Origin of the sequence: Collinsella aerofaciens (assembly GCF_902501475.1) — a bacterium.
GTDB classification, from domain to species: Bacteria; Actinomycetota; Coriobacteriia; order Coriobacteriales; family Coriobacteriaceae; genus Collinsella; species Collinsella aerofaciens_AL.
In genome coordinates, this window is the sequence record NZ_CABWIF010000011.1 from 119,626 (window position 1) to 138,433 (window position 18,808).

Sequence of the window (18,808 nt, forward strand, 5' to 3'; positions counted from 1 at the left end):
GTCTTCGCCTCGAAAGGACCCACCCATGGCTAAGAAACCCGATTCGTTCTACTTTGACAACTACGTCGCCTGCGCCGACCTCGCCGTCCAGGCCGCCGAGCTGCTTACCCAGATTTTTGAGAACTTCGATCCCGCGCAGATTCACGACATGCTCAATAAGATGCATGCGATTGAGCATGCGGCAGACAAGAAGCACCACGAGCTCGAAGACGCCCTGCTCACCGCCTTTATCACCCCGCTCGAGCGCGAGGATCTGGATCTGATGAGCTGCGCGCTCGACACCGTGCTCGACCGTATTGAGGGCGTCGTGCAGCGCGTCTACTTCACCAACATTCAGAGCATCCATCCCGACGCCATCGTCATCGCCCACAAGGTGACTGACGCCTGCCGCGCCATGAAAGACCTGATGGTCGAGCTTCCCAACTACCGCAAGTCCAAAACGCTGCGCGAGCTGGTCATCCAGATCAACACCATCGAGTCCGAGGCCGACGAGCTCTACATCAACGCCATGCGCAACCTGCACGTTAACGGCAAGGATCCGCTCGAGGTCATCGCTTGGCGTGACGTGTACGCCTTCCTGGAGTACTGCGCCGACTGCTGCGAGAATGTGGCCGATGTCGTGGATTCGATTGTCATGAAGAACAGTTAATTGGGGGTACATGTCCCACCGGTCGCGGGCCCGGCCACTAATAACCTTTTTCACTCCGGCTGCAAGCAGAGTCGTTCAAAAGGTTATTAGTGGCCGGGCCCGCTCCCTTATGCACCACCATTGGGAACTTTGGCTGATAGGTTTAGCGCGATGGGGGTTTGGCTGAAGGGACCTTTGGTATCCGTTCGGACACTTTGGCCCTTGATGAGCGTTTGGCTGATTGCTGCTTTGGGTACCGTTTGGGTTACTTTGGGTTTGTTTGATTTTTAATTGTTGGAGGGCTTGTATGTCTTATTTGGATCTGGCTCGGGGTCGGTATTCTTGTCGCGAGTTTGAGAATCGTCCTGTTGAGCAGTCGGTGGTGGATGCCATTGTTGAGGCTGGGCGTATTGCTCCTTCTGCTTGTAATAATCATCCAACCCGTGTGATGGTGTTGGATACGCCTGAGCTTCTGGAGAAGGCTGCTGCTTGTCAGCCTCGGTTTGCTCGTGATGGATCTATCTTTGGCGCTCCGCTCATCTTCCTTATTTGTAGTGTTACCGAAGACGCTTGGGTGCGCCCGTATGACCAGATGAATTCCAGTGAAATCGATACGTCCATAGTGTGCGATCAGATGATGATGGAGGCCACCGAGCAGGGCCTGGGAACGTGCTGGGTATGCCATTTTAAGCCCGAGGTGGCACAGGAGCAGTTCAACCTGCCCAAAGGCGTTTATCCCTATCACATGCTCGTCTGCGGATATCCTGCCGACCACATCGCCGATCCCGAGCATCGCGAGGCCCGTACCATTCCCCTCTCCGACTTCCTCCTCAAGTAGGTTTTGGGACATGCCTTAAAACCTACCCTTGACCGCTCACCCGTTCGCCGAGTTCTGCGCCACTATGTGCAGGGCTCGGTTTTTTATGTTGCGCGCCCCTGCACAGTCATAAAAAAGGACCCGCAAGCTGCGGGTCCTTTCTAGGCACTAAATTGTAGGCCGAATGTTAGTCGAGGTCGTCGGCAGCGAAGTTGTCGATCGGGGCGAAGGGATCGGCCACGGGGACAACCGGGTCAGCGACGGGCAGCGGCTCGGCGGGAACAGTCACCGCAGGAGAAGCGGCAGAACCGACCGGCGTAGAGGCCATCAGATCGGCCGGGAAGGAGTTCTGGGCATCGTCCATAAAGTGCTGGATGAGCTTGAGATACTCGGCCTTGAACTCCTCACGGGAAGCTTTGAGACGATCGATCTCCTCGAGCTCGGCCTGCTTTTCGGTCAGAGCCTGGCGGATAACCTCGCGGGCCTTGGCGTCAGCCTCGTTGCGGATACGCTCAGCGTTCTCGTTGGCATCGTTGACGATGGTCTCAGCGGTCTGCTGGGCAGCAATCAGGGCGGCGGAAATCTGGCGCTCCTGAGCGGAGAAGTCAGGGGCGGGAGCAGCCACGGGGGCGGCAGGAACGGCCTGGTCGGCGGTATCCTGAGCCTGGGCAAGCTGAGCCTGTGCATCGGCAAGCTGCTGCTCGGTAGCAGTCAGACGACCCTTAAGGTCAACGATCTTAGCGAGCATAGCGTCAACCTCGGAGGACAGCGTCTCCAAGAAGACGTCGACCTCGGCAGGATCGTAGCCACGCTTGGCCTCAGAGAAAGTCTGAGCCTGGATGTCTGCAGGGGTAATAGCCATAACAAGTCTCCTTTTTCATCGCCTCGGCGCTACACGCCCGACGTAAGTTACTAAGTCAGTTCTACACGAGTATACCTATAAGAAGCTGCAGAACCAGCCTCTGCACCAACTGCAACGCAATAATCGCAACGACCGGCGAAAAATCGATACCGCCCATCGGCGGGATGAAACGACGGAACAGGTTAAGCCACGGACCGCACACGCTATCAAGCACCGCAGCAATATCCTGAAGCAAACCACCCTGCTTCATGGGAATCCACGTCATAAAGCAGTAGACGACAATGAGCGTGGAATAGAAATTGAACAGCGTGTTGACCAGCTGGACGATAGTGTAGATGTTGATGGGAATCTCCTCGTCTTGTCTTTACTTAAGGTAGCCGTCGGCACGAAGCTTCTTGAGATCGGAATCTTTGACCTCGCAGCCGGCGGGCAGCACCATGAACACGCGGTCGCCCACCTCCTTGACCGTGGCACCCAGACCGCAGGCAAAGCCGTAAGAGAAGTCCAAGACGCGCTTGGCCACTTCGGTGCGTACGCCCACAAAAATCAGTGCGACAGGCTGCTTGGTGCGAACGCGGCGCACCACGGTCTCCACGTCGTCATAGCTCTCGGGGCGCAGGACATAGGCCGGCAGCTGCGGCGTGGCGTTGATGATATTGCTCGCATAGGCCGAGGCATCGCTCGGTGCAGGCGCGGGTGCAGCGGCGGCACGGGCGCGGGTATTCTCGGCGTAGCTCGACGGCGTGTCATAGGCACCAGGACGATAACCGCTCGCAACACTGTCCTGCGAGCGCGAAGGCGGGTTATACGTCGTGGCATGGCGGGAGTCATCGCCGACCAGCTGACCGGAGCGCGTATACACGGCAACCGACTCAGCTTCACCGCGGCGCGTCTGACCAAGCAGGCCGTTGCTCGGCTCGTCTTGGGTATAGAAGCCCTCGCCCGAAGCACCGCTGTAGCCGTTGCCCTGATAGCCATCGTCATAGCCATCATCGTAGCCGTAGTCGTCGTCCTGGCCATAACCCTGGTCGTAACCCTGCTGGCCGCCCAGGTGCATCTTATTTTTAATCTCGTCAAGGAAGCCCATGGTTGTGTCCTCTCGCGGTTTAGTGCAGGCGCCCCGATAATCAGTGCGCACTTCAGAGCCTTATTTTACTGCAAACTCCGGGCTAAATACTACCCTGCCCAGGCGAACGAGCGTAGAGCCCTCCTCAAGGGCAGGCTCAAAGTCCTCGCTCATACCGCAGGAAAGCTCAGGCAGGTTCAAATCGGGATGCGCCGCCTCCAGCTCATCCCTCAGCTCACGAAGCCCCGCAAAGGTGCGGCGTGCCACATCCTTATTCCCCCGGGGCGCCATAGTCATAAGCCCCTGTACGCAAATTCCCTCAAGTTCCGCAAGCTCACCCGCGGCGGCGCGAATCTCATCGGGCGAAAAGCCTCCCTTCGACTCCTCACCACTCACATTGACCTCAATGAGCACACGCTGGGGGCCGGCGAGCTCGCCTGCCTCAATCTTGCGGACAGCACGGCTCGAGATCGCCTGCGCCAGATGCAGCGAACCCACCGAGTGAATCAGCTCGGCTGAGCCCAGCACCGCATTGATCTTATTGGTCTGCAGGTTGCCGATCATATCGAAGCGCACCTCGGGCAGCTCCGGATGCTCCGCCAGACCCGTGAGCTTGCGAACCAGCTCCTGCGGGCGGTTCTCGGCAAAATGGCGATACCCCGCCTGGATGGCGGCAACGGTCTCATCGACACCAACGGTCTTGGACACGGCAATGAGGCGCGCGGCGTCGTGGGGACGGCCTGCGCGATCGAGCGCCGCATAAAAACGTTCAAGAATCTGCTCGCGGCGAGCGCGCATCAAGTCCAAATAGTTATCCATTGCTAATCGCCTCCGCTGACAGCCAAACAAGTAGTCCCATGCTAACGCAAGAGCGCGGCCCCGCATGTGCAAGGCCGCGCTCACTTAGGTATTTACAATCTTTCGACGAACGGGGTTACTTACTCCTCGTCGTCCTCGCCATCGTCCTCGTCCTCAAGATGATCGAGCAGATAGCGAAGACCCTCGCTGACCTCGTTAACGGGCACCTTGGCAACGTAGTGCGCGTCGACGGCGGGCCTCATGATAACACCCTCGCCCGAAGGCACACGCATGCTCTCGAGCTCATCCTCATCAGTGCGGGCGATATCGCCGGCATTCATGCGCTGACCAGTCAACAGGAAGGTCAGACGGCAAGCGGCATCGATGGAAATCGAAGCGATGCGATCGAGGTAGCGCGAAACCATGATAGCGCGGCGCAGGTCGTCATAGTTGCTGTCGTCGTCCATAAAGTCGCCCGTATCCATACGGTTAAAGGTGCGGAAGAACTTCTCGTAGGCGGCGTGCACTGGCTCGTCCTCGACGGCCAAGTTGCAAATGATGGACATGTCATTGGTGACGAGCGCGGAAAGCGAAGAGCCCAGCACCTGGTAGACGGCCTCAGCCTCGGCCTCGACCGTGCCGACAAGCTCCTTGGGCAGCGAGATATCGGCCTTGATCATATGACGCGTGGCGCGGCAGATCTGGCGAACCTTATCGGTCATGCGCTGCAGGTTAAAGTCGACGTAGATGATCGTCTGAAGCAGGCGGAAGTCGGAGGCGACCGGTGACTGCGTGGCGATCAGGTTGTAGCAGACGGCCTCCAGGTTGGCGCAGCGTGCGTCAATCGAAAGCGTGCGCTTCTTGGTCTTGGTGGCGAGCTTGCGGTCGTCGGTCACATAGGCCTTCACGGCATCGTGGAGGGCCAGATCGACGGCCTCGTAGATGCTCAGCATCTCGTGGCGGGCCTCGATGAGCTGACGGGAAAACAGTTTGCGCATGGTTCACTCCAATCAGTTGGGTGCGGTCATGCCGCCCGCACAGTGAATACGCACCGGACCAGGTCCGATCGGCTTGGGACTAGTCGCACCGATCAGCCAAAGCGGCCGGTGATATAGTCTTCCGTCCGCGAGTCCACCGGGCTGGTGAAGATCGCGTCGGTTTGACCATACTCGATGAGTGTGGCGGGCTCGCCGGCAACTTCCTGCAAGAAGAATGCGGTGTAGTCGCTGATACGAGCTGCTTGCTGCATTGAATGCGTGACGATGATGATCGTCATCTCGGGCGCCAGCTCGGCCATCAAATCCTCGACCTTAGAGACGGACGTGGGGTCGATGGCGGAGCAGGGCTCGTCCATCAGAAGGACATCGGGTTGCACCGCAAGCACGCGCGCGATGCACAGACGCTGCTGCTGACCGCCCGAGAGCGCCAAACCATCCTTGTTGAGCTGATTGGATACCTCTTTCCAGAGGTTGGCGCGCTTGAGCGATTCTTCCACGATGTCATCGAGGTCGCTTTTGCTAGTCACGCCCTGCAGACGAGGGCCAAAGGCGACATTCTCGTAGATGGATTTGGGAAACGGGTTGGGCTGCTGAAAGATCATGCCCACGCGACGACGGAGATCGACCGGGTCGACACCCTCGGCATAGATATCGTTGCCGTCGAGCGTCATGGTGCCCTCGATGCGCGTGTCCTCGATCAGGTCGTTCATGCGGTTGATGCAGCGCAAAAACGTCGATTTGCCGCAGCCCGAAGGGCCAATAAACGAGGTGATGGCGTTTTTGGCGATGTTGAGGTCGAGCCCCGTCAGCGCATGAAAGTCACCGTACCAAAAGTTGAAATCCTTGGCCGTAATGGCCGCTTGCTCCAGCGTGGGAGCGGACTGATAAACGGACATGGGACTCCTTAACTAGCGACGCTTGCGCGACAGGAAGCGCGCAAACAGGTTGAAGGCCAGAATGATCACCATCAGCAAGAGCGCGGTGCCGTAGGCTGCGTTCATGTTGATGCCGTCGTTGGCAAGCAGGTACAGGTGAACCGTCATGGGGCGGCCGGAATCGAGCGGCGAAATAGGTAGATTGATGGCCTGCCCCATGGTGTAGAGCACCACCGCGGTCTCGCCAATGGCACGGCCGATGGCAAGGACGATGCCCGTGGCAATACGGCCAAAGGCAGAAGGAAGCACGATCTTGGAGACAACCTGCCACTTGGTGGCGCCCAGACCGTACGCGCCCCAACGGATATAGCGCGGAACGGCGCGAATGGCCTCTTCGGTGGTGCGCATGACGATGGGAAGCATCAAGAGCGCGAGTGCCAGGGCGGCAGAGACCATCGAAAGGCCCAAGCCCATGGCCTCGACAAACAAGGCGTAGCCAAACAGACCCATAACGATGGAGGGCACCGAGGCCAAAGCGTCAGCAGCGTAGCGAATGAGCTCGACGACCTTGCCCTGCTTGGCGTACTCGGCCAGATAGACGGCTGCCAGCACAGCGATCGGCGTGCAGATAAGCATGGCGAGCGCCGTCACATAGACGGTCGAGACGATCGTGGGCCAAATACCGCCCTCGGCGTTGACGCCCTGGGGCCAACCGAAGATAAAGTCGAGCGAGATGTGTGGCAGGCCGTTGATGACCACGTAGGCGATGATAGCGACCAGCACCAGCGTGGTGATGTAGGCAGCGGCACGGAACACGCCAAGCATGATCTTGTTGGACAGGTCCTTGTTGATGCGGCCCTTCTTGCCGTGGGAAAGGGCACGCTTGATGCGCTCGCGCGACGAGGTCGTATCGACCGTCGTGTCAACGGAATCGGACATAGCCTACCCCCTCTTCTTCTTGGAAATCAGACGGACGATGCCCACCAGTGTGGCGGAGATGATAAACAGGACCACACCCATGCCGAACAGCGCCGAGCGGTGCAGACCCGAGGAATAGCTCATGTCGAGCGCAATCTGGCTCGTGAGCGTCGAGATGGGGCTCGCAATGCTGTCGGGAATAACCGGGGCGTTACCTACGACCATGAGCACGGCCATGGTCTCGCCGATGGCACGGCCCATACCCAGCACGATGGCATCAACGATACCCAGCTTCGCGGCAGGTAGCACGACCTTATAGATGGTCTGCCACTTGGTGGCGCCCATGGCATACGATGCCTCGCGAATGCCCATGGGAATGGAATTGAGAGCATCGATGGTGAGCGTGGTGATGGTAGGGACGATCATGATGGCGAGCACAAACCACGCCGTCAGCGCACCAAAACCAAGGCCGCCGGTCAGTTGTGCGATAAACGGGCGGATGATGATCATGCCAAAGAAGCCGTAGATGATGGAGGGTATGCCCGCCAGCAGGTCAACGGCGGGGCTGATGAGCTTGCGCACGCGCTTGCTGGCAATCTCGACCAGGTAAACGGCCGTACCCACGCCCAGCGGCACGCCCATGGCGAGCGCACCGACGGTCACCAGACCCGAGCCGGCAAGCAGCGACAAGATGCCGTAGTGGCCCTCGGAAGGCGCCCACGTAAAGCTAAAGAAGTCCGCCAGACCGATGTCAGTAAAGACGGGCAGCGCCGAGTACGTGGTAAAGACAAAAATCAGGATGACGGTAACGACCGCCAAGAACGCGCAGGCAAAGAAGATCCACTGCAGCGCCTTCTCCTTGATATAGGTACTGTGCGATACGAGCGCCAGCTCGCGCTTCTTGGGCGTCTGAACATTCTGCTCAGTCTGGGAGTTTTCCTGTGCTTCCATGCTACTCACTCCCCTTCTCGTCGTTGGTGACGGGAATAAAGCCCGCCTCGCGAATCTGCTTGTCCATCTTTTCGGACGTCACATAGTCGATGTAATCCTGCGCCTGCTGCGAAGGCGCACCCTTCACAAAGAAGTAAAGGTCGCGTGAGATGGGATAGCCGCCGCTCGCGACCGTCTTCTCGGACGCCTCAACATGATTGACCGAGACGGCCTTGACCGAGGTCTTGGCGTTGAGACTATCGACGAAGCCCAGCGAAATGTAGCCAATGGCACCGCGCGAACGAGATACCACGTCGCGCACCTGGCCCGTGCCCGAAAGAACGGCCGAGCGGCGATCGAACGGGGTGCCGTCCATCACGATGGTGCGGAAGGCCTCACGCGTGCCGGACGCCTCATCTCGATTGATGACCTGGATCCTCAGGTCCTCGCCACCGACTTCTTTCCAGTTGGTGATCTTGCCGGCGTAAATATCGCGGAGCTGCTCGGTCGAGAGGTTATCGACCGGGTTATCGTCGTTCACGATGACCGCGATACCGTCGTGGGCAATGACGATGGGAGTCAGGCCCAGATCCTGTTCGTCGGCATTGAGTCCACGGGAGGAGCTGGCGATATCGGCCGTGCCGGCGCTGACGGCCTCGATGCCAGCGGAAGAACCCAAACCGGAAACGAGCACGTCGATGCCGGTCTCCTCCTTAAAGCCCTCGGCCGCAATCTCGGCGATAGGAAGGCAGGTCGTGGAGCCGGCGACGGTAATGGAAGAGGTAGAAGATCCCGAAGAACAGGCGCACAGCGTAAGCGTAAGCACAGCGGCGCTCAGGACCGATACGATCTTTCTCATAGCATCACGCCGATCGCAGCATGGCGCCCACAGGTGCCGTCCTCGTTACGGTAGGAATAAAAGCGGTCGTTCTGACGCACAGTCGAAAGCTGGGTATCCACGATATTATCCGCGTCGACACCGACATCTACCAGCGCCTCGCGAATGGCAGCGGAAAGATCGAGCATGCGAGAGGCACTCGCATCGATGCAAGAGAACTCGGCGGCAAAGCGATCCATGAGTTCCTGGGATACCTCATATTCGTCACCCAAGATATGGGGGCCGATATAGGCGGAAACGTTGCTCGCATCGCAGCCGGCAGCATCGCAAAGCGCCTGGCACGCCTTGGCAGAAATACGTGCAATCGTGCCCTTCCAACCGGAGTGCACCACGGCAAATCCGCCAGGGGCCACCAGCACCACGGGAACGCAGTCGGCAAAGCAGAGCAGCACGGGCACGTTATGCGCCGTGCAGACGATGGCATCACAGCCCTCGGCAATCTGCTCGCGAACGTCCTCAAGGTCATCGGCGCCGTTCGAGGTCACCGCAACGATATGATCACCATGGACCTGATTGGGAACGAGCAGGTTGTGCTCGCACTCGGCGGCACCCATAGCTTCGAGCGCACGACGACGATTTTCTTGAACAGCAAAGGGGTCATCGCCAACATGCGAGCCCAAGTTGAGTGAGGAGTACGCATCTTCGGAAACGCCACCGGCGCGCTCGGTGAAGGCAAAGCGAACATCGGATGTCGCGCCCTCCACCAACGTAACTCCATCATGGTCGACACGCGAAACGTTGTCCGCACGTGCTGCCATACTAAAGCCTCCTAATAACACAAGTACCGCGGCATCGCCGCTACAGCCCGCGTTTATACGGCTGTCATACTTCTCTAAAAGGATACCTGCTGCGCTGGAGGCAATCGTAAAGGGAACGTAAAGAGATTGGAGGTTCTAGTTTACAAAGTCGAAATTAAAAGGGCGCGTCCATACGGACACGCCCCTGTGCACAACAATGCAAAGAACGACTTAGAAGCTACCGCGCTTCAGGAAGTCGGGAAGCTCGAACTGATCGTTGCCGAAGTTAGGAAGCTCGGTGCCACCGACGTTGCGGGTCGGAGCGGCCTGAGCCGGGCTCGTGGCAGGAGCGGTGCGCTGCGGCTCAGCGGAGGCAGCGGCCTTGCTCTGAGACTGCTGAGCAGCAAAGAGCTCGTCCTGACGGTTGACGTTGGAGTCGGAGAAGCCCGTAGCGATGACGGTGATACGCACCTGATCGCCCAGGGACTCGTCGACAACGGTACCGAAGATGATGTTGGCCTCGGGGTCGACGGCGTTGGCGACAACGTCGGCGGCGTCGCTGATCTCCTGGATGCCCAGGTCCTTGGAACCGGCGATGGAGAGCAGCACGCGCGTGGCACCATCGATGGAGCTCTCGAGCAGCGGGCTGGAGATGGCCTGCTGGGCAGCGTCGACGGCACGGGTATCCCCAGAAGAGGTACCGATACCCATCATGGCGGTACCGGCCTGCTTCATGATGGTCTTAACATCGGCGAAGTCCAGGTTGATGATACCGGGGACGGTGATGAGGTCGGTGATGCCCTGGGTGCCCTGGGAAAGGACGCCATCGGCAATCGCGAAGGCCTCGAGCATGGTGGTCTTCTTCTCGGCGATGTCGAGCAGCTTATCGTTAGGGATGACGATCATGGTGTCGACGCAATCGGAGAGGGTCTTGATGCCCTCCTCGGCGCTCTTCTTGCGCTTGCGGCCCTCGAAGGTGAAGGGCTTGGTCACGACGGCGACGGTCAGCGCACCGACCTCGTTCATCGCGATATCGGCAACGATGGGAGCAGCGCCGGTACCGGTGCCACCGCCCTCGCCGCAGGTGATGAACACCATGTCGGCGCCAGCGAGCGCCTCGGCAATGTCGTCGCGGGACTCATCGGCAGCCTTGCGGCCAACCTCGGGGTTGGCGCCGGCGCCCAGGCCGCGGGTAAGGTCGGTGCCGATGTGCACCTTGATATCGGCATCAGAGATCGCGAGTGCCTGAGCATCGGTGTTGATGGCAACAAACTCGACGCCGCGGATGCCCTCTTCGATCATTCGATTGACCGCGTTGGTACCGCCGCCGCCGACGCCGACCACCTTAATGACGGCAAGGTAGTTGTTGATCTCTGTCTCGTGCATGTCGGTCCTCCGAACAAAGGTTATAGCCATAGCATGGGTCGACCCCTGCGCACATTAACCTTCAGGTTGAAAGTAAATGCAAAGGTAAACCGTATTATGTTTGCACATTATGAACGTATCAGTCAAATAATTGACCGTGAAAACCAAACAAACCAGATAAACGGCGTGGTATGGCCCCTCAACAAAGTAACAACCAGCGTTACGAGGTCGGAGCATTCCTAAATGTATAGTTGCCCGGAGAGCGCACATTGATATACGTTACGCCCTCTACCTGCGAAAGCAACTTGGTGACTACGCGTTCTTTCTTGGCGATATCGTCCGAATCGCCCAGCGACACCTCAATGCCGTTATTGAGGTTTGCCGAGATGGCTTCGACCGAAGGCGTGGAAATATCCTTGACTTGTCCCAAGAACTCGCTCGAAAAACCACGCACATAATCCAGGCCGGCCTTAACGGCCTTGGAGCTCACCGCCTGGCCGGAAACCGGAGCGACATCCGCCGAGACATCAGTCAACAGCACCGCGCCATAATGTTTAGCGAGCGCCAGCGCGGCATCGATTCCGGTCAAGGTATTTGAACCCTGCCCTGTCGTGATGACGTTGCCCTGGTCGTCCACTTCGACCGACGTCGACAGTGGGGCGATCCAAGTGTCATCATCCCCGATGGCCCAAGCAAGGTCATCGGAGCTGATATAGGCAATTGCGATGACCTTGCGCTCCATCGGCGTAATGATGAGCGTATGCGGGAACTGACGCTGGACATCCACGCCCGAGACCCACGGGTTCTGCTTGAGGTCCTCGGTAATCTGGTCGGGATCGACGTTAAAAAGCGACGTTCCCTCGGGCAAATCGATCAGCTGGATAGCATCGTGCTTCGTCACATGCTCGCTGCCTTGAATCTGAATATCAGTGGCGGTAAACAATCCAGAGTTGATCACCACGATGGCAACGACGACGAGCACGGCCAAGACGGCCAGAACGCCGCCCACGATTTTGCCTTTGCCTGCAACGGCTGAAGCGGCGTCTGATGTTTTATTTGCCATCGCCCCAAGTGAAGACAACGGGTTGACACCTTTTTTACTCGAAGGCTTCTTGGCGGTAGCCGGCACCGATGTCAGCGAGCGCGGTTTCGATGCGCCCAGCGTGCGACCCGGACGAGCCGCATTAGTTCCCGTCGAGGGCTTAGGAGTTGCCATGGGACGGGCAGGCTTGGCGCCCATAACAGGCTTTGACGTCACCGAGGGACGCGAGGACTTTTTTGCGGCCGGACGATTACCGAGCTGCGAGCCGACGACCGGACGACCGGCCTGTCGAGCATGCCCGACAGACTTAGAGTGCGCGACGGTATTGCGTTGAGGTTTGGCAGGCGCGCCGGAACACCCTCCGGCGCGGCGGAAGGTGGGTTTCGATGCTCTAGAAGCCGAGGAATTTAACTTCCGGTCTGAGCTCGATGCCATACGCCTCCCTCACCTTTCCGTGCACATGTCTGATAACCGCGGCAACGTCATCGGCCGAGGCAGTTCCGTTATTAACGATAAAATTAGCGTGAACGGGCGAAACTTCCGCGCCGCCAATCGAAAAACCCTTTAATCCACAATCCTCGATAAGCTTGCCCACGCTCGCATCGGGCGGGTTGCGAAAGACCGACCCGCAGGATGCGCGACCCATGGGCTGCGTACGCTTGCGCCTCGTCAGGTACCGTTCCATGCGCTCGCGAATGTCGGCCTTGGGCGCCGGTTTAAGCTTGAGCACGCACTCGAGGATGATCTCATTGCGGGGAAGGCTACATTCGCGGTAGCCCCAAGTGATCTCGGACCCCGCATAATGCTTGATACCGGATGCCGGGTCAAACGTTACGACATCCTCAACCAGCGAGCCAATCCACTCGGTCCGTGTGCCGGCATTCATAGATATCGCACCGCCGACCGAGCCAGGGATGCCAACGGCAAACTCAAGGCCCGAGAGGCTACGCGACAGGGCATCGTTGACCAGGCGCGCAAACATCACGCCCGCACCGACCGTCAGCGTACAACCGTCATCGGCAACAACCGTGCGCTGAAACTCACGTCCGAGCGAAATGACGGCACCGCGATAACCGCCATCGGCAACCAGCAGATTGGAGCCCTTGCCTATGATGACCCACGGCACCTGCTCGCGATCGAGCACCGCCACGGCGCGGCGGAGGGCATGATAGCTATGGCACGTCACAAAGAGGTCGGCCTTGCCGCCGATACGATAGCTCGTATGACGCGCAAGGCGCTCGTCCTCGATCACATCCGTGTCGATCATGCCCGAGAGCGCCATGACGGCGTTAAACAGACCCATTAGGCTTAAGCGTCTTTCTTGGCAGTCAGATACTCAATGAACTCGGGACCGACGGTCGTAACGTCACCGGCACCCATGGTGAGCAGCAGGTCGCCCTCGCCCACCATCTGCTCGAGCTCCTGATTGAGCTCAAGACGGCTGGAGCAGTACACGACCTCCTTGCCAGGATGCTTGGCGCGCACGGTATCGGCGAGCATCTTAGAGGTGACACCCGGGATGGGCATCTCGCCAGCCGAGAACACATCAATCAGCAGCAGTTTATCGGCATTGGCAAATGCATCGGCAAAGTCGTCGCACAGGGCCTGCAGGCGCGAATAGCGGTGCGGCTGGAACACGACGTCGACGTGCTTGTAGCCCAGCGACGAAGCGGCAGCAAGCGTCGCCTTGATCTCGGTGGGGTGATGGCCGTAATCATCGACCACGGTGATGCCATCGATATCGCCCACGTGGGTAAAGCGGCGGCGAACGCCCTCAAAGCTCGAGAGCGCCTTGGCGGCGGCGTCGATGTCAAGGCCCAGGACATGGGCGACGGTGAGCACCGCCGTGGCGTTGAGCATGTTGTGGCGACCGGGATTGCTCTTGATCTCCACGGCATGTTCAGTGCCATCCTCAAAGCGAACGATAAAGTCACTCTGGATGCCCTTGACATCCGGGTGCATGCAGACGATGTCGTTGCTCTCGGCAAAGCCGTAGGAAAGCACGTGACGGCCCGTCGACTTGGCGAGCTCGGCCAGATGCGGGTCCTCACCGCAGACGATGACGGTGCCGTCCTCGCCCACCAGGCTCATGAATTTGGCGAAAGTTGCCTCGATCTCCTCGATACCCGAGTAGTGATCGAGGTGGTCGGCCTCGACGTTGGTCACAATGACTACGTTGGGGTTCAGGAACAGGAAGGAGCTGTCGGACTCGTCGGCCTCGGCGACAAAGTAGTCGCCCGAGCCGTTCTTGCCGTTCGTGTCATAGCCCTCGACGATGCCGCCGATCAAGAAGCTCGGATCCAGACCCATGCGGTCGAGCATGGTGGCGCACATCGAAGACGTGGTGGTCTTGCCATGCGTGCCGGCAACAGCGACGGTGGTGTAGCCGTGGCCCAAAGCAGAGAGCATCTTGGCACGGGGCCACACGGGAATACCAAGCTCGCGAGCGCGCACGAGTTCAGGGTTGGACTCCGGAATAGCGGTGGAGACAACAACCACGTCGGGCTTGACCTCGTCGATCGTGGCAGTCTCATGGCCCACATGCACCTTCACACCAGCGCGGGTAAGCTGGCGGATATAACGTGACGTCTTAAGGTCGGAGCCGGTAACGGCATAACCGCGCTCGTGCAGAACGAGGGCGATGCCGCTCATGCCGGCGCCGCCGATACCGATAAAGTGGGCGCTCTTAAACTCGGGCGCGGAGGTTGCAGTCTGGGAATCAGCCATGTGCTCGTGTACTCCTTGCGTAAACACTGCCTGTAACCCGTTAACTGTACCGCACCTACCGCATCAGCGCGAGGGCGACCGACGATATCCCGTCTAACTAACGCAAACCCTCTACCGCATCGGCCAGAAGAGCGGCGGCCCTATCCTGAGCCAGACCACGCGCCGCCTGACGCATGGCGTCGCGCGCCGCCGCGTCATCGACCAGGTGCAGCAGCTCATCGGCAAAGGCAGAACCGTCGATATCGGCATCGGCGCAAAGCACACCGGCCCCGGCGTCGACCAGATAACGGGCATTGGTGGTTTGGTGGTCGGCCGTCGCATGCGGATACGGCACGAGCACCGAGGGCACGGCGAGCGCAGCGATCTCGGCCACGCTCGATGCACCCGAACGCGAGAGCACCAAATCGGCAGCAGCCAGCATATCGCCCATGTTGTCGATGTAAGGCTGGACGCGGTAACGCTTCGCCTCCTCGGGCGTCAGCGCCAAAGCGCGCTCGGTCTCCTCAAAGCCGTCGGCACCCGTCGAATGCAACACATAGAGGTTCTTGCGCGAAAGCAGCTCGTTTTTGAGCGAAGCCACGCGCTCGTTGAGGTGCTGGGCGCCAAGTGAACCGCCAAAGACGAGCAACAGCGTAGCGTCCTCGGGAACGCCAAGTGCCTTGCGGCCGCGAGCGCGATCGCCCTCGAGTACCGAGCGACGTACGGGGTTGCCGGTCATGAGCACGTGGCCAGGGTCACCTTCGCGCTCAAAGACCGAACGCGCTGCCGGCACCGAGATGCACACGCGGGCGGCGTGGGAGTTCATCATCTTGTTGGCCAGGCCCGGAACAGAGTTCTGCTCATGCAGCAGATACGGAACGCCCGCGCCCTTGCACCACCCCAGCAGCGGAACCTCGACATAGGCACCAAAACCAATGGCGGCATCGGGCTTGCCGACCTTTGAGAAATGACTGGCGAGCGCACGTTTGGCCTTGTTGACACGCCACAGCGAGGTCAGCGCCGTCCAAGGACGGGAGCGGTCGAAGCCCGTGACCGTAATGGGCACAAAATCAAACCCAGCCTCGGGGACCAGACGACCCTCGAGCTTGCGCGACTGGCCCACGAACACAACGTGGTGGCCGCGGTCACGCAGCTCTTCGGCCAAGGCGAGCGCGGGGTTGATGTGCCCTGCCGTGCCGCCGGCTGCAATAGCAACGGTCATTTTATCGGTCATGGTAGTCCCTTCGTACGCGCGGTCCCTGGTCGTCGATACGCAGACGTGCCGACGGGTCCGAGTTCAAATCGATTCGATTATATCCGCCGCCCGCATTGCGAGGAGTGGGGCGCTGAGGACGACCTTGCGGCGCCGTTCGCTGACGCGGGCGGGCTGCCGGCTCGGTCGCAGAGCCATCCAGGACGGTAAAACCGTTACGCGAAGATCGCTCGCCGCGCACGTGGGGCACGCCGGCGGTACTCTCATCCATAACGGCAAAGCTCTCACGTCGGCGGTCATACTCATCGCGGCGGGCGCTCTCGTACGAAACGCGCAGGATCAACCCGGCAAGCATAAGCGACACAATGATCGACGAACCGCCGTAGCTAATAAACGGCAACGGTTTGCCCGTCATGGGAAACACGTTGAGGATGCCCAGCGCGTTAATCAAAAACTGCACCGCGAGAATGACCGCGGAGCCAGACGCCATGAGCGCGCCCCGACGATCGGTCGCCTGCTCGGCAATGCGAAACGCCGAGTAGATCAGCATCGCAAACACCAAGAAGAACAGCACGGTTCCGACAAAGCCGACTTCCTCGCCAATGATAGCCAGGATGTAGTCATTGTGCGCCTCGGGCAGATACGAGTACTTCATGGTTGAGTTGCCGATGCCACGGCCGAACAGACCGCCCGAGGCAAAGGCCATGATGGCAAGCGTGGCCTGATAGCCGTCACCATACTCGTCGGCCCAAGGGTTCAAGGCAACCTGAATACGCACCATACGGTACGGCTCTGCGACAAGCGCAAGCACGATCACGAGAATGCCGAAGATTAGCACGCCGATGATAAATCTGGGGTCGAGACCCGCAAACAACGCCATGCACATGAGGGTCAACAGGATGATCAGGACAGTACCGAAATCGGGCTGGATAAAGATCAGAAAGAGCGAAATGCCCAGGTAGATGCCCATCTTGCGAAGGAATTCGTTGATGTTGCCACCGGGCGAAAAGAAGCGATCGAGCATGATGGCCGAATACGCAATGGCAAATGGCTTTAAAAACTCGGAAGGCTGGAACTGAATGCCGGCGATGTTGAGCCAGCGCGTGGCGCCACGGCTGCCGCTGCCCACCAAGAACACCAGAAGCAGTAGCCCTATCATGCCGATGAGGAAGATCCTGAGCACATCCTCCCCAAACCAGCTGTCCGGCAAAACGCGCACGATGGCAATCAGCGCCAGAACACCGACCACGGCAAACGCGGCCTGTCGACCCAGAAAAAACGTCGCCGAGCCATTCTCGTGCAGCGCCTCGACCGAAGACGCCGAGTACACCATCAGCAGGCCAAAGCATACCAAGGTAAACAAGCAGGCCATGAATATCAAACGGGGGCGCATGATACGGGCGGGAACGCCGGCAATATAGCGTTCGCTAAACGACTGCCCGCCGCGGCTGGAACGCGGTGTGATACGACGTGAGGAAGCACGGTCCGAGTCGGGCCTCCTCATACCTTGTCGGGGGCTCTCCTCTCTCACCGCAACCCCTATTCCATTTGTGATTTCGCCGCAGCGGCAAGCTGGGCCACGTAGTCCTTAAACACGCGGCCGCGCTCCTCATAGCCCGAGAACTCATCGAACGAAGAGCAGGCAGGAGAAAGTAAGATCACGTCACCACGGCTCGACAGCGAACGGGCGACGTCCACGGCGTCGCGTAGGTCATCCGCCTGGGCGATATCCACATCGCCATCGACATCGGCCTCGTCCATAGCGGCGGTGAAGCGCTCGCGCGCATCGCCAAAGCAGACGACCGAGCGCACGTTGTCCATAACGACGCGCGCGAAGTCCGTGAGCGGCGTGCCCTTATCGTGGCCGCCGAGCAGCAAGATCACGTCGTCATCGGGAAATGCCGTCAGTGCCTTCTCGACCGCATCGGTGTTGGTCGCCTTGGAATCGTTGACGTAGCGCACGCCGTCAATCTCGCCACACGGCTCCACACGGTGCTCGAGCGGCTGGAACGAGGCCAGACCACGGCAGATACCATCGACATCGGCACCGACTGCCAGGGCAGCCGTGGCGGCGCACAGGGCATTGATAACATTGTGATGGCCCGAGATCTTGAGCTCGGATGTAGCGACGAGCGGGGTCTCGACGCCCTTCAGGCGCACGATCATCTTGCCATCGCGCACAAAGGCGGCATCCTCACCCTCAGGCTCGTCAAAGGCAACCTTGCAGATGCGACGACCCGGCGTGTAGATGTACTCATCGAACTCGCGAATGCCGGCGTCTTCGACGTCGACAACCGCCAGATCGTCATCGACCATATTGTCAAACAGTTTGATCTTGGCAAGCGCGTAGTTCTTATGGCTCTTATGCCAGCCCAAGTGGTCGGGAGTGATGTTGAGCAGCACCGCCACGCGGGGGTGGAGCTCGGTTGTCGTAGCAATCTGATAGCTCGAGAGCTCAGCCACAAACCACTCGTTGTGGGCTCGGCCGTCAATCTCGTTGACCGGCGGCTCGCCGATGTTGCCGACAGCAACGCTGGCCTCGCCGGCAGCCTTAAGCAGATAATCAGCCAGCGACGTGGTGGTCGTCTTGCCGTTGGTGCCCGTGATGGCAATCCAGTTATCGGGCGACAGGCGATAGGCAAACTCGGGCTCACCCATAATCTGGGCGGCATGCTCGCGCCCGGCCTTAAAGAAGCCCGAGAACTCCGAGATGCCCGGGCACGTCACGCATACGTCATAGGCGCCCTCGACCTGTTCGGTCCCATAGACAAACGACGCACCAGCAGCCTCGAGCGCACGCGTGGTGTCATTGGGCTCAGAGGTGCCACCGCCATACACGGTAACGGCACTTACGCGCTCGGGATGTGCCAGCGCCCAGCGGGCGACATCGAGACCGGATTTGCCCTGACCCAAAACGAGCAGGCTAAAGACATCAGCAAGAGGCATGAAAGACCA

Annotated in this window: 19 protein-coding genes; 2 read left to right on the plus strand and 17 right to left on the minus strand. The window is 59.5% G+C overall.

Annotation, left to right across the window (positions count from 1 at the left end; all coding sequences use genetic code 11):
- The first annotated feature begins 25 nt into the window (after positions 1–25).
- Both GDJ93_RS03395 and GDJ93_RS03400 read left to right on the plus strand, forming a co-directional pair.
- The gene (locus GDJ93_RS03395) at positions 26–649 is read left to right on the plus strand and encodes a DUF47 domain-containing protein (protein WP_152067749.1); all 624 of its coding nucleotides are present in this window, start codon (positions 26–28) and stop codon (positions 647–649) included.
- Between the two features lie 286 nt (positions 650–935).
- Positions 936–1,466 (plus strand): nitroreductase family protein, encoded by a 531-nt coding sequence (locus GDJ93_RS03400; RefSeq protein ID WP_152067750.1) that lies wholly within the window; start codon positions 936–938, stop codon positions 1,464–1,466.
- A 166-nt stretch (positions 1,467–1,632) separates the two neighbouring features.
- Here the strand turns inward: GDJ93_RS03400 and GDJ93_RS03405 are convergent, their stop codons facing one another.
- From GDJ93_RS03405 to murD, 17 genes are all read right to left on the minus strand, one after another.
- Complete coding sequence (locus GDJ93_RS03405; protein WP_148346099.1) at positions 1,633–2,307, minus strand: DivIVA domain-containing protein; 675 nt, start codon at positions 2,305–2,307, stop codon at positions 1,633–1,635.
- A 61-nt stretch (positions 2,308–2,368) separates the two neighbouring features.
- On the minus strand, positions 2,369–2,656 hold the full coding sequence (locus GDJ93_RS03410) for a YggT family protein (RefSeq protein WP_040358293.1): 288 nt from the start codon (positions 2,654–2,656) through the stop codon (positions 2,369–2,371).
- A 15-nt stretch (positions 2,657–2,671) separates the two neighbouring features.
- Positions 2,672–3,394 carry a cell division protein SepF gene (locus GDJ93_RS03415; protein ID WP_022094497.1) on the minus strand — a complete coding sequence of 241 codons (723 nt, stop codon included), beginning with the start codon at positions 3,392–3,394 and terminating at the stop codon, positions 2,672–2,674.
- Positions 3,395–3,454: 60 nt separating this feature from the next.
- Positions 3,455–4,192, minus strand: coding sequence for a YggS family pyridoxal phosphate-dependent enzyme (locus tag GDJ93_RS03420; RefSeq protein ID WP_089571590.1), 738 nt, complete (start codon positions 4,190–4,192; stop codon positions 3,455–3,457).
- Between the two features lie 119 nt (positions 4,193–4,311).
- Positions 4,312–5,169, minus strand: a complete 858-nt coding sequence (locus GDJ93_RS03425; RefSeq protein ID WP_152067751.1) for a phosphate signaling complex PhoU family protein — start codon at positions 5,167–5,169, stop codon at positions 4,312–4,314.
- A 92-nt stretch (positions 5,170–5,261) separates the two neighbouring features.
- Positions 5,262–6,065: a phosphate ABC transporter ATP-binding protein PstB gene (gene pstB / locus GDJ93_RS03430; protein WP_152067752.1), complete on the minus strand. Its 804-nt coding sequence runs from the start codon at positions 6,063–6,065 to the stop codon at positions 5,262–5,264.
- 12 nt (positions 6,066–6,077) lie between these two features.
- Positions 6,078–6,983, minus strand: coding sequence for a phosphate ABC transporter permease PstA (pstA, locus tag GDJ93_RS03435; RefSeq protein WP_006234250.1), 906 nt, complete (start codon positions 6,981–6,983; stop codon positions 6,078–6,080).
- Between the two features lie 3 nt (positions 6,984–6,986).
- Positions 6,987–7,913, minus strand: coding sequence for a phosphate ABC transporter permease subunit PstC (pstC, locus tag GDJ93_RS03440; protein WP_152067753.1), 927 nt, complete (start codon positions 7,911–7,913; stop codon positions 6,987–6,989).
- A gap of 1 nt (position 7,914) precedes the next feature.
- Entirely contained in the window at positions 7,915–8,751 is an 837-nt protein-coding gene (locus tag GDJ93_RS03445; RefSeq protein WP_055251678.1) for a phosphate ABC transporter substrate-binding protein, read from the minus strand.
- A complete protein-coding gene (locus tag GDJ93_RS03450; RefSeq protein ID WP_152067754.1) occupies positions 8,748–9,548 on the minus strand; it encodes a purine nucleoside phosphorylase YfiH/LACC1 family protein in 801 nt (266 codons plus the stop codon). The genes GDJ93_RS03445 and GDJ93_RS03450 overlap by 4 nt, the downstream gene beginning before the upstream one ends.
- Before the next feature lie 210 nt (positions 9,549–9,758).
- Positions 9,759–10,913: a cell division protein FtsZ gene (ftsZ, locus tag GDJ93_RS03455; RefSeq protein ID WP_022094491.1), complete on the minus strand. Its 1,155-nt coding sequence runs from the start codon at positions 10,911–10,913 to the stop codon at positions 9,759–9,761.
- A gap of 199 nt (positions 10,914–11,112) precedes the next feature.
- Positions 11,113–11,901 (minus strand): cell division protein FtsQ/DivIB, encoded by a 789-nt coding sequence (locus GDJ93_RS03460; RefSeq protein WP_226812441.1) that lies wholly within the window; start codon positions 11,899–11,901, stop codon positions 11,113–11,115.
- A 424-nt stretch (positions 11,902–12,325) separates the two neighbouring features.
- Entirely contained in the window at positions 12,326–13,237 is a 912-nt protein-coding gene (gene murB, locus GDJ93_RS03465; protein ID WP_006234257.1) for a UDP-N-acetylmuramate dehydrogenase, read from the minus strand.
- A 5-nt stretch (positions 13,238–13,242) separates the two neighbouring features.
- Positions 13,243–14,661 (minus strand): UDP-N-acetylmuramate--L-alanine ligase, encoded by a 1,419-nt coding sequence (murC, locus tag GDJ93_RS03470; RefSeq protein ID WP_152067756.1) that lies wholly within the window; start codon positions 14,659–14,661, stop codon positions 13,243–13,245.
- Positions 14,662–14,758: 97 nt separating this feature from the next.
- Positions 14,759–15,874, minus strand: a complete 1,116-nt coding sequence (gene murG, locus GDJ93_RS03475; RefSeq protein WP_152067757.1) for an undecaprenyldiphospho-muramoylpentapeptide beta-N-acetylglucosaminyltransferase — start codon at positions 15,872–15,874, stop codon at positions 14,759–14,761.
- Positions 15,864–17,357, minus strand: coding sequence for a putative lipid II flippase FtsW (gene ftsW / locus GDJ93_RS03480; protein ID WP_193221432.1), 1,494 nt, complete (start codon positions 17,355–17,357; stop codon positions 15,864–15,866). Before ftsW ends, murG begins: the two co-directional genes overlap by 11 nt.
- Before the next feature lie 35 nt (positions 17,358–17,392).
- Positions 17,393–18,799, minus strand: a complete 1,407-nt coding sequence (murD, locus tag GDJ93_RS03485; protein WP_152067759.1) for a UDP-N-acetylmuramoyl-L-alanine--D-glutamate ligase — start codon at positions 18,797–18,799, stop codon at positions 17,393–17,395.
- Positions 18,800–18,808 lie beyond the last annotated feature (9 nt).